Below are 12780 nucleotides of genomic sequence, written 5' to 3' on the forward strand. Positions count from 1 at the left end.
TTGTTCTACTATAGGGTAGGCATATTGAAGAGAAAGGAGAATGTATTACATGGAGAAAAATAATGTAGAAAGCGTATGTTTATTTTTGCAATTACTAAAGTTAAGAGTACAAAAGATGTTTATTAAAAAAGAATTAAAAAAGTATACTTGGCAACAAACAGTAAAGCGAACGCTTCAAGTACATGATGCCTTACAATCTTCATTAACATCTCTTCAAGAAGCAGAACTGGATCAACCGATTCCTTCTCTACCTGTTTGGCAACAATATATGAATATCTTTTTGCACGATGCTTATCATACAGGACAAATTATACAACTTCGGAAACTCCAAGGTTCATGGCCAACTCATCGTTCTTATTTATAAATAATGATTAAAATTGCTTAAGTTTAACATGCCACCAAACAATTGAACGCAGTTAACTGTTACATCAATTTCTCTCCCGTAATTACTACTATTACCCAAGATAAAGTAATAAGAAAAATAGCATCGTAACAGAGGTAGTCTAGATACGAACCGAAAGAAGTGAAAACGTTAGATTTTATAAAATTACTTTTATTGCTACAGATAATAAGTGGGAATCTACCGAAGGACCTTTTTATATCAATGTCCCACATTACAAAGAACTAAATGGGCCTGCTGTAGATAATGGACAATTATTTGATTTTACATTAGCTGAATAAATTCAAAAAAAGCAAATGAGATGCTCGCTCTCATTTGCTTTTTTGTAAATCTATGTTTATTAATAGTATAAAATATTAGCCCAAACCAATCGGGTATTTCCAGACCGTAATCCCCCATCTAACTTCTTCACATGCGCCGCTTATTGATTCATTTGCGCATCGTTCAATAGCTCAATTATTTCACTTAACATTTCTTCTGTAAATGCGCCTGCACTAAAGTTTACTAACGCTCGTAACGGCATGTAATTTAGCATAGCATCCATCATTTCAGAGGCATCACTATCCCCTTCAGCCATACTTGCAAACGGGCTGTCTTTTAATGCTTTTTCCATAAGCTCTTTTGCAATTGGTGCTAACATTCGGTCCGCAAATATGTCCCCTAGTAACGTATTCCGATGCACTGTTTTTTTAATTATAGTCGTTGATTGAACGAATATGTTATCTTGTAAAACAATCTCTCTTGAAGACTTTCCTACTAAAATTTCGAATTCACCTGTTTCAACATGCCAGTCCTTCAATTCAACATTATAATAAGCAAATGACCTGTTATTTAAAGTAAAACTAACCGTTTTTTCTTCTCCCGGTTGCAACTCTACTTTTTCAAATCCTTTTAATTCTTTTTCAGGACGAATCATACTACTTTCAACATCTTTTATATACAGCTGAACAATTTCTTTCCCAGCTATACTACCAGCATTTTTCACGTTTACAAGAACAGAAACAGTATCCGTATCCTTTATCTCGTTTTTACTTATTGAAAGTTTACTATACTCAAAGTTTGTATAACTTAACCCAAAGCCAAATGGGAACAATGGTTCAATATTTTTTGCATCATAATAACGGTATCCAACGAACACACCTTCCTTATATTCTACTTTATCACCTTCACCCGGGAAGTTTAAGTAAGAAGGATTATCGCTTAAAACTTCCGGGAATGTTTCTGCTAGCTTCCCACTTGGATTCGCATCACCAAATAATAAATCAGCAATTGCTCCGCCTAATGCTTGGCCACCTAAATAGCCTTCAAGTATTCCTTTTACTTTACCTATCCATGGCATTTCAATTGGCGCACCATTACTTAAAACTACAACGATATTACTTTGAACTTCAGCAATAGCCTCAATTAATTGCACGTGATTTTCTGGCATTTGTAAATGTTTTCGATCAAAGCCTTCTGATTCATAACGATCTGGAAGCCCAACGAAAAGGACAGCTGTATCTGCGCTCTCAGCTATTTTTTTTGCTTCATTAATCAAGTTTTCATCTACGTCATCGCTTGCAAGATCATAGCCTTGTGCAAATAAAATGTTCGTTTTTTCACCTGATACCATTTCAAGTTCTTCAAAAATACTTGCAAGCTTTGTTGGATTAATATGAGAGCTTCCGCCGCCTTGATAACGTGGTTGCTTTGCAAATTCTCCAATTATCGCTACCGTCCCCTCTTTTTTTAGCGGAAGAATGGAATCTTCATTTTGTAACATAACCATACTTTCACTTGCAACTTCCCTTGCAAGCTGATGATGCATGTCCTTACTATACGTAGCGTTTTCTAATTGATTATCATAAGCTTTAAAAATAATGTAAAGAAGACGCTCAACTGCTTGATCAAGCTTTTCTACACTTAGCTCACCACAATGAATTGCATCAATAATTTTCTTCTCACCAATTCCAAAGCTTGAAGGCATTTCTAACTCTAAACCGTTCGCTAAACTTGCAACACGTTCATTCACTGCGCCCCAATCAGATACGACAAAGCCTTCAAATCCCCATTCATCTTTTAAAATATCATGTAACAAATAGTTATTTTCCGAAGCGTATTCACCATTTACTTTATTGTAAGCACTCATTACTGTCCAAGGCTGTGCTTCCTTAATAACATCTTCAAAGCTTGCAAGGTAAATTTCACGTAAAGTTCTTTCATCAACAATTGCATCTACAGACATTCTGCGATGCTCTTGATTATTAGCTGCGAAATGCTTTAATGACGTTCCAATGCCTTGACTTTGGACGCCTTTAACATGATTTATAGCCATTTGCGATGATAAATACGGGTCCTCTGAAAAATATTCAAAATTTCTTCCGCATAGCGGTGAACGTTTAATATTTGCACCTGGTCCAAGGAGAACACCTACATGTTCAGCCTGACATTCTTCTCCTAATGCAACTCCTACTTCATGTATTAAGTCTTTATTCCATGTACTTGCTAGCCCTACTGCTGAAGGGAAACAAGTCGATGGAATACTGTTATAAATCCCTAAGTGATCTGCTCCCTCTGCCTGTTTTCTTAGACCATGTGGTCCATCAGTTACCATAATTGATGGAATCCCTAATCGTTCAATCCCTTTTGTATTCCAAAAGTCTAATCCAGAACATAGACTTGCCTTTTCTTCTAGCGTCATTTCAGAAATGATTTTCTTAATATCTCTTTTCATGATAGCCCTCCTAAAAAACATATAAGTAAACGCTTTCTTAATGATATTATAGTTATTATCTTTCAGATATTATGGTATATTTTTTAGACTACTTGTAAAAATTTTAGCTGTTTTTTAAAGAATAGAGGTTAAAATAATGAATTGCTCCAAACGAGAAGATCTATATTATATTTGTAAGCTAGTCTTTGATCTACATAAAACACCTATCTATTTTCTTACTAACAAAGGAGATTTAGTATTTGAAATCTCGTCCAATATTCTGCATAACCCTATGTATTCTTCCAAAGAGGCAATACTGAATGAACTATATAAGGAACAGCCTTCCTATACTTTTCCGTCACTAGTAGAGACCGCCTTTCTCGAAAACTTTTTCGCAATTCATCTGCGTTTGAACGACCAAATTAGTGGGAATATAATTGTTGGACCAGTCCTTTATTCCAGGCTATCAGAAACATCAATTAATGGCATTGTTAATGATCTTCAACTAAAAATAAACAAAGAAGAAATGATTCGATATTATCGTTCTCTACCCGTATTAAATAATATGAGTTTTTTAAATGTAAGTTTAGTGCTTTATTACATGCTATATCAGAAACAGTTGGACATAGCTGATATACTGCAAAAAAACATGCTAATAAAAAAGGCGGAATTCGAAATTGAACAGCCTGATGTACATATATCAGAGCAACGACAAAGTACATTAACTCATATCGATCCACTAGCCGAGAGGAAAATATTTGAATGTATTAAGCAAGGGAAAAAGGAGGAGTTAATTAAAAATCTAAGGAGATTACCTGAATCAGGAGAACTTGGGGTGTTATCAAAGACAAGTCACCTGCGAAGCCAAAAGAATTCTGCCATTGCAGCTATTACACTTGCAACTAGATCTGCTATTGAAGGTGGAGTTTTCCCTGAAATCGCATATACTATTAGTGATTTATTTATACAAAAACTCGAAGAAATACATAAAAATGAAGCAATTCCCCCTTTTTTAGAGAATGCGTTACTTGAGTTTGCAGAACGTGTCAAAAATAGTACAGTGCAGCAACATTCAAAACATATAAACGTATGTCAGAATTATATATTCACTCATCTTTATGGTGATATTACACTAAATATCCTTGCAGAAATAGTCACATTAAACCCTATTTATTTATCTTCCCTTTTCAAAAAAGAAGTTGGAATTTCTTTAAATGAATATATTCAGCGTGCGAAAGTCGATGAGTCAAAAAAGTTAATGACATATACGAGACATTCTATATCCGAAATTTCTACAGTACTAAATTTTCACGACCAAAGTCATTTTACAAAGGTATTTAAAAAACATACTGGTATTTCGCCTAAACAATTTAAAAATGGATGCAGTTATTAGTTATCCTCCGTTCCGTCAATAGATTTAATTTGTTGCTTTACATTCCTAATACATATACTTTATAAAGCGAAAACATTAATTGTTAGTACATTAATTGAAATAGATGAATGCTAAACATAATTCACATTCTTCATAACTCCTGATTATAATCCAAATTTGGAAGAATAGAGGCTTTTTTATATACAAATAATAAGCCTCAAGGAGTTGTTGACATGCATTTCATATTAAATATGTTAGGGATTTTTGTTGTAATATTAATCGTCTTCCTTTGTTCGCCTAATAAAAGAAAAATAAAATGGAGACCAATCGTTATTCTAATCATATTGGAGCTTTTTATTACGTGGTTTATGTTAGGCACCAAATTGGGCAGTATTATTATTAATAAAATTGCGTCATTTTTCAGTTGGCTACTATCGTGCGCGAATGAAGGTATTCGTTTTGCATTTCCTTCAGCTATGGAAAATCAAACAGTTGATTTCTTCTTTAGCGCCTTACTTCCTATCATTTTTGTTATCACTTTTTTTGATATCCTTTCCTACTTTGGAGTCTTAACTTGGATCATTGATAAAGTTGGTGCACTTATTTCTAAGATTTCTCGTTTACCAAAGTTAGAAAGTTTCTTTTCCATTCAAATGATGTTTTTAGGAAATACGGAAGCACTTGCGGTTGTTCGTGATCAATTATCTGTTTTAAAAGAAAATCGTTTGTTGACTTTTGGAATTATGAGTATGAGTAGTGTCAGCGGATCCATTCTTGGTGCTTATCTATCAATGGTTCCAGCAACATATATTTTCAGCGCTATTCCTTTAAACTGTATTAACGCATTAATTTTAGCTAATGTTTTAAATCCTATTGAAGTTACGAAAGAAGAAGATGTTGTTTATAAACCTTCAAAAAATGAAAAAAAAGATTTCTTTTCTACTATTTCAAACAGTATGTTAGTCGGAATGAATATGGTAATCGTTATTTTAGCTATGGTAATTGGATATGTAGCTTTAACAGCATGTTTAAATGGTATTTTAAGCTTTTTTGTAGCAGGTTTAACAATTCAAAAAATCTTCTCCATTATCTTTAGCCCCTTTGCTTTTTTACTCGGTTTAACAGGTAAAGATGCTATGTATGTAGCTGAATTAATGGGAATCAAAATCACAACGAATGAATTTGTTGCCATGATGGATTTAAAATCAAACTTAAAGTCTTTACAACCGCATACGATTGCTGTTGCAACTACATTTCTAGCCTCTTTTGCTAACTTTAGTACAGTAGGTATGATATACGGAACTTACAATTCATTATTTGGCGGAGAAAAATCATCAATAATCGGTAAAAATGTTTGGAAGCTTCTTGTTAGCGGAATGGCTGTTTCCTTGTTAAGCGCTATGCTCGTGGGGCTTTTTGTGTGGTAAATCAATACTTATAATAACGAAAGACACCTAAATGAAATTGGGTGTCTTTCGTTATTATTTCACTTTTTCCTTTATAATTTTTATCCCCGAATCTGTCCATTCCCACGAATCACATATTTTGTAGAAGTTAATGCAGGAAGTCCCATTGGTCCCCTTACGTGTAGCTTTTGCGTACTGATGCCAATTTCTGCGCCAAATCCGAATTCAGATCCATCCGTAAAACGAGTCGATGCATTATGATAAAGTGCTGCGGCATCAACGGATGTGAAAAACTTGCTGACGTTTTCCTCGTTCTCTGTAATAATCGCTTCGGAATGCATGGATCCATACGTATTTATGTGATGAATCGCTTCTTCTACTGTAGAAACGACTTTAACTGCTAGCGTGAGAGATAAAAACTCAGTTTCCCAATCCTCTTCTGAAGCTAATGCAATAGAAGAATCAATTGCCAATGCTTTCTTCTCACCACGTAGCTCCACGCCTCTTTCCTTCAATAAAGAAAACAGTTCGCTACCAAATTGCTGCGCCCACTTTTCATGAAGTATAATCGTTTCAATTGCATTACATACAGATGGACGCTGCGTTTTTGCATTTATAATAATATTAAATGCCATTTGTTTATCCGCTGTTTCATCAATGAAAATATGACAATTTCCCGCACCTGTTTCAAGTACTGGAACAGACGCTTCTCTTACTACAGTATCGATTAATTGCTTGCCACCTCTTGGGATAAGAACATCCAAGTAGTCATTTAATGTAAATAACTGCTTCGCGCTATCCCGCGTCGTATCTTCTATGAGCTGTACACTTTCTTGAGGCAAGCTCGTTTGTTTGAGCGCTCGGTGAATTACAGCAACTATCGCTTTATTAGAATGGATAGCGGAAGAACTACCACGCAATATGACTGCATTTCCTGTTTTCAAACAAATTGTAGCAGCATCTACTGTCACATTCGGCCTTGCCTCGTAAATCATCCCGACAACACCAAGTGGTACTCGCATCTCCTGAATAGATAGTCCATTTGGTCTTTCCCATGCACTTACACATTCCCCAACAGGATCACGTAAATCAATTAGCTGCTTAATTCCCTCAGTCATATCAATGATACGTTGTTCATTCAGCATAAGACGATCAAGGAGTGACTCAGAAAATCCTTTTGCCTTACCTTCTTCAATATCCCGTTTGTTTTCCTCTACAATATAAGCTGTTTCTACTATCAACTGATCAGCAATTGCGGTAAGTGCTTCATTTTTTTGATTTGTAGATGTAAGCACAAGTTCTCTAGCAACCTCTTTCGCTTTTTTCCCCTTTGCCAACACTTCATTCATTTTTATTTCCTCCTTTTTAAAGGTTAATCAGTATATTATTTGAGAACCATTTAACACGAGTATCTAAAACTTACCTGCCCATTCAAATTTGCGTGCTCTCTTTTCTTAAAATGAAACCCAATGATCTCTATGGATGACTTCATAATTATGCCTTTCGCCTCTTGCTTGAATATCTTGGCTTTGCATACCTTTTAAATTCCTTAGTTCCTCCGCGCTATATGTGCATTGTCCTTTTCCTATTACGCGCCCTTGTTGCGTAATTACTTCCACGACTTCACCCACTTGGAAAAATCCTGACACATTTGTAACACCAGCAGGAAGAAGGCTCTTTCCATGTTGAATGATAGCAGTAGCTGCCCCGGCATCTACTTCAATTTGACCGCTAACAAGCGAATGCAAGGCGATCCATTGCTTGTTCATTTTAATTACTTTTTGAGGAGCATTACCGATATACGTTCCATCACCTTTGCCCTTCAAAACATCTAAAAACTTTTCCTGTCCACGTCCTGTTCCGATAAATACACTCACTCCAAGAGATAGTGCCGTCTTTGCAGCATCGATTTTTGATTTCATACCGCCAGTTCCAAGTTTTGAACCAGCATCTCCAGCAAGAGAAGCGATTTCTTCCGTAACTTCAGGAAGAAAATAATATTTTTTCGCATCCGTATTTTTTTGAGGATTTTTGTCATATAAACCGTTCACATCCGTAAAAATCATAAGCATATCTGCCGACACAAGTCCGCTTACTAAAGCTGACAGCATATCATTATCACCGAACGTCAGCTCCTCTAAAGAAATGGAATCATTTTCATTGATGATAGGAAGAGCGGAACGGTTTAGTAGCTCTCCTAAAGTAGCGTACGCGTTACTGTATTGTTCTTTTCTAGAAAAATCACTTCTCGTTAATAAAAGTTGTGCAGTAACAATATCATATTTACGGAACTCCTCTGTGTACGCCTGCATTAATAAACTTTGTCCGACAGCTGCTGCAGCCTGTTTCCCTTTAGTTGTCACTGGTCTGCTAGGATACCCAAGAGCAGAAAAACCTGCTGCGACGGCTCCAGATGTAATTAACAAAACTTCATGCCCTTCCTGTTTCAGTCGTGCCAATGCGGCAACGTGATCTGAAAGTTGTTCTTTAGAAATGCCTCCATGACTATCTGCCAAGGAACTACTCCCTATCTTTACAACAATTCGTTGTTTTTTCACTTTTGTAACCCCCAAGTCTAAAATCAAAGTTTTTATACATTACATTTCTATTCATTCAGTTTGCAGCTATATTTATTCTCATCCATGCTGCCCTGTAGTATGAAAGAGCAAAATAAAAATGACCGCTTCGCCCTTAATAAAATAATAAGGACGAAACGGTCATTGTTCCGCGGTACCACCTTGATTGATATACATAGATATCCACTTGACGCCTATAACGCAGGCGAACGCCTAAACTTTCATTTAAGACTCAGGGATAGGTTCGATACATTCTATACGAGGAATCTTTCAGCCGGTGAATTCCACTCTCTTTCGTAAGAAGACATATGTACTAATTCCCTTCAACGATTTTCGATCTGATTTTTTTATATTATGCGATATAGTTCGATTCGGTGTCAAGAGGTATTTTTAAAAATAAATAGAGCCGCAAGTTACTGTTATGAAATTATCGCCCTACTGAATGAAAATAAAAATTGATATAAGTTTAACTCATATTCATAAGCATAAAACCTTAAATTATAGTGTATATATTTACATAATGTCGAATATAGTTAATTTTTATCTTTTAGTGTTGCAAAAAGGAATATATTCTCTTAGAATGTTTCTTTATATTGCACAGGGATGTTATTCTTATTCTAAGATAATAATATCAAACCGATATAATTTATTATAAAAGGAGCAAGATCGAGTTATTATGAACAAACAAATTGGATTCATCGGATGCGGAAATATGGGGATGGCTATAATTGGCGGTATGATAAACAATAATATAGTATCTTCAAATAAAATCATGTGTTCAGATTTGAACACTATGAATTTAAAAAATGCTAGTGAAAAATACGGGATAACTACAACTACTGACAACAATGAAGTAGCTAAAAAGGCTGATATTTTAATTTTATCAATAAAACCAGACTTATACTCCTCCGTAATTAATGAAATAAAAGAAGTGATTAAAAACGACGTTATCATCGTAACAATCGCTGCAGGGAAAAGCATTAATAGTACTGAAGATGCCTTTGATAAAAAATTAAAGGTTGTGAGAGTAATGCCTAATACTCCTGCTCTTGTTGGAGAAGGAATGTCTGCTTTATGCCCTAACGAAATGGTTATAGAAAAAGATTTAGAAGATGTACTAAACATTTTCAATAGTTTTGGTCAAACAGAGATCGTAAGCGAAAAATTAATGGATGTTGTAACATCTGTAAGTGGTTCTTCGCCAGCATACGTATATATGATTATAGAAGCGATGGCAGATGCTGCTGTACTAGATGGTATGCCAAGAAATCAAGCATATAAATTCGCAGCTCAAGCTGTGTTAGGTTCTGCAAAAATGGTATTGGAAACAGGAATACATCCAGGTGCATTGAAAGATATGGTTTGTTCCCCAGGCGGAACGACAATAGAGGCTGTAGCAACATTAGAAGAAAAAGGCTTACGAACAGCCATCATTTCAGCTATGCAACGTTGCACGCAAAAGTCTATTGAATTATCTAATCAAACTAAAAAGTAAACACTAATTACAAACTGTTTTTGACTATATACACATGTAGTTTACATACCCCTATTTTCGCCAAAAGATAAACGGACAAATTCATAAATGATTGAGTTTGCCCGTTTTGTTTTTATTATATTAAAATAATTATATTCAAATCCTCTTTTTGGCTTCTATTTCTATACCTTCTCTAAGAATGTTATGTTTTCCATTCATTCACTTTTATACACACCTAACTATGACTGTGTAATTTTATTAGATACAAGTAATTTTTCAATACATATCGGTAACATATCGAATAGCGTTTCAAATGCGTAATTTACGTCTAGACGCTCTGTCCATTGATGTGCATCTTTTCCTACCGGCCCCATATTTAATACCGGAACGTCAAACTCTTCTAATTCCTGAAGTGGAATTGAATAGCCTTTATCCCATAATGGCATATTGTCTACAAGAGAACTCATTGAATCCAATGGGTTCTGTAAGCCCACATAGCTTAAATCTGAAATTCCGCCAAAATAATTTTGATTTTCAAATGTAATGCTATGATTGTATTGGGCATACTTTTCCATTTCTACAACTACCTCTTTAATGAAAGGATTGTTGCGTGAACTCACAGCTGGATAGTACGGCGGAGCGAAGAAAAGTACAATCATCGGCGCTTTTTCTTTACATAATATAGCTAATTTATCAACTAAATCGATTGTTACTGCACGATCATCTTTATCTTCTCTATTTGTTATAATATTAGATTGAATATCATTTATTGTCTCTTTTCCATGTTGTTCAATTGCATACGCGATAAGCTCTTCATACGTTAATACATTTACTTTAAGATTAGGAGGTATGAACGGATTATATTTAGAAAAACGATACGCTTGCTTCTCGTAAGACTCTTCGATTTTCTCTGCTACTTTCGTTACTTTTTGACGCAGCAACGAAACGACATCTGTCATCGATTTTTCTAGTAAAAACAAATTAAATAGTGTGACTGCACGATGCGGAATTTGTACAGAATAGTCCTCTTTTAAGTCTCTTTGAAGCAAGTTAGTTGGTGGAGGACTCGCTTCACCATCTACAATATCACAAAGGTCCGTATTCAACTCTAATTCTGCTGTTAATAATGCAGCCATATAACTCCCATTTAAGCCTGCAAAAGGTTCGCCTACATGTGTCTCTTTTCCATAGCAAAGGAAACCAGGTAACACCTTCCCAATAGAACCAGTATAAATATACTTATTTTGGTCCCCAGGATGCCTTGAAAACATAGGCTCTGAATTTAGAACCGTTTTAAATTCTAAATCATGTTCTCTTGCTAAATCTAATAATCTCGGAACAGCTGCTCTCATCCCTACGGAGTTCACTTCTTCATCTGGAACAGCTAATAAAAGAACATTCCCATCAAATCTTCCTTCACAAGCTTGCTCAACCATTGCCATTTGTAAAGCTAGACCACATTTCATATCCATTGTCCCTCTACCAAATAGCCAATCTCCCTGTTCTATATCTTCACGTACATGATCTGGTAGTTCATCTTTATGGGAGTAAAACATAGATGTTAACTTTTTAGGATGAAATGCCTCTTCTTTCCACACTCCATAATCTTGTACATCTACAACATCAAAATGACTAACAAGAATTACAGTATTTTTCGTACTATCACTTTTCTTTACTAGAGCGGTAACAAAATATCGTCCATCCCCTGTCGGATTTTTTTGCAAATGATGCGGATTTTGTTTGAAATACTGTAAGTCAGATAATTGTTCTACAACAAAGTCTGGTAATATAACTTCAGCTTCTGAACCTGTAATACTAGGAATTTCAACAAGATTGCTTAATAACTGAATCAATTGTTCTTTTGATTGCCACTTTGACATAGTAATCCTCCTATTTTTCCGCATTATGAAAACCAATTCCAATATATGAATAAAAAACTGACGACAGTTATCAAAATTATAATTCTGATGTACTGCCGATTTTTATTGAAATTTCATGAGCTGCTTCTTTTACCTTACTAATAAGAAAAGATAGTCGATCATCATTAATACGATGACTAATTAACCCAACACTTAATGCTCCTACTACTTTATGATTGAATCCGATAATAGGTGCAGCTACTGAAGCTGTCCCTTCTGTTTTTTCACCATAACTTACAGCATATCCTTCATTTTCTATTTGTTTTATTTGATTAAGAAGAATTTGCTTTTGTTCTGGTAAAGAAGAAAGCAATTGTTCTACAATGTATTCCATTTCATTCGTTTTCATATTGGCAAGCATCGTTTTATTTGCGGCGCCAATCGAAAGTGGAATCTGTTCCCCTAAGTTATCGATAACCCGAATTTTTAAAGGGCTATCAATTCTTTCAATAATAATAGAATGAGTTCCATTTGGAATGTTCAAATAGACACTTTCTTCCACTTCAGCGGCCAATCGCTTCATCACTTCCCTTGCAACAGATCTATAGTCTACCTTCTCCAATTGACGTAATCCTATTTCCATCCACATTGGCCCAATCTTGTACTGCTTTGTTTCTGAAATTTGTGTAACTAACCCATGCTCCATTAGAGAATTAAGTAATCTATGTACTGTACTAACCGGAAGATGTGTTCCATCAGCTATATCAGAAATAGCCCAATACTCTTTTTCATTTGTAGAATTTAATAGCTTAATAATACTTATCGCTCGATCAATGGACTGTACCATAATTCGCCTCAACTTTACTTGTAGTATGTTTAGCCTAATTAACTATCAATTTATCAAAAATTCAAACTGAAATCAATCAATTTATTTAATTTTCAAAATAAACAAAAGATACGCTATCAACATTTTGAAAACGCAAACAAAAAAATATTGACTT

At 35.0% G+C, this 12780-nt stretch carries 9 protein-coding genes and 1 other annotated feature; of the genes, 4 read left to right on the forward strand and 5 right to left on the reverse strand.

The features are described from left to right. The first annotated feature begins 49 nt into the window (after positions 1 to 49). On the forward strand, positions 50 to 364 hold the full coding sequence (locus G9F74_RS21485) for a hypothetical protein (RefSeq protein WP_016108646.1): 315 nt from the start codon (positions 50 to 52) through the stop codon (positions 362 to 364). A gap of 457 nt (positions 365 to 821) precedes the next feature. On the opposite strand, the gene G9F74_RS21490 is transcribed toward G9F74_RS21485, so the two are convergent. Further along, complete coding sequence (locus G9F74_RS21490) at positions 822 to 3113, reverse strand: glycoside hydrolase family 3 C-terminal domain-containing protein (protein ID WP_016108647.1); 2292 nt, start codon at positions 3111 to 3113, stop codon at positions 822 to 824. A gap of 136 nt (positions 3114 to 3249) precedes the next feature. Here G9F74_RS21490 and G9F74_RS21495 point away from each other — a divergent pair, with 136 nt between their 5' ends. Then, positions 3250 to 4485: a helix-turn-helix domain-containing protein gene (locus G9F74_RS21495; protein ID WP_016108648.1), complete on the forward strand. Its 1236-nt coding sequence runs from the start codon at positions 3250 to 3252 to the stop codon at positions 4483 to 4485. Between the two features lie 212 nt (positions 4486 to 4697). Continuing rightward, entirely contained in the window at positions 4698 to 5891 is a 1194-nt protein-coding gene (locus tag G9F74_RS21500) for a nucleoside transporter C-terminal domain-containing protein (protein WP_000545491.1), read from the forward strand. 80 nt (positions 5892 to 5971) lie between these two features. Here G9F74_RS21500 and G9F74_RS21505 read toward each other — a convergent pair whose 3' ends face one another. Beyond that, complete coding sequence (locus G9F74_RS21505; protein WP_016108649.1) at positions 5972 to 7219, reverse strand: glutamate-5-semialdehyde dehydrogenase; 1248 nt, start codon at positions 7217 to 7219, stop codon at positions 5972 to 5974. Between the two features lie 105 nt (positions 7220 to 7324). Then, positions 7325 to 8428 carry a glutamate 5-kinase gene (proB, locus tag G9F74_RS21510; RefSeq protein ID WP_000744733.1) on the reverse strand — a complete coding sequence of 368 codons (1104 nt, stop codon included), beginning with the start codon at positions 8426 to 8428 and terminating at the stop codon, positions 7325 to 7327. A 143-nt stretch (positions 8429 to 8571) separates the two neighbouring features. Next, positions 8572 to 8782, reverse strand: a binding site (T-box leader). A gap of 340 nt (positions 8783 to 9122) precedes the next feature. Between proB and proC the strand changes: the two genes are divergently transcribed. Beyond that, positions 9123 to 9941, forward strand: a complete 819-nt coding sequence (proC, locus tag G9F74_RS21515; RefSeq protein WP_016108650.1) for a pyrroline-5-carboxylate reductase — start codon at positions 9123 to 9125, stop codon at positions 9939 to 9941. A 218-nt stretch (positions 9942 to 10159) separates the two neighbouring features. Here the strand turns inward: proC and G9F74_RS21520 are convergent, their stop codons facing one another. Both G9F74_RS21520 and G9F74_RS21525 read right to left on the reverse strand, forming a co-directional pair. Then, complete coding sequence (locus G9F74_RS21520; protein WP_016108651.1) at positions 10160 to 11800, reverse strand: M20/M25/M40 family metallo-hydrolase; 1641 nt, start codon at positions 11798 to 11800, stop codon at positions 10160 to 10162. Between the two features lie 76 nt (positions 11801 to 11876). After that, entirely contained in the window at positions 11877 to 12626 is a 750-nt protein-coding gene (locus G9F74_RS21525) for an IclR family transcriptional regulator (protein WP_000250754.1), read from the reverse strand. Between the last annotated feature and the right edge of the window lie 154 nt (positions 12627 to 12780).

The sequence above is a fragment of the Bacillus sp. EKM202B genome (assembly GCF_011066025.1).
In the GTDB taxonomy this organism is placed as follows: Bacteria; Bacillota; Bacilli; order Bacillales; family Bacillaceae_G; genus Bacillus_A; species Bacillus_A toyonensis.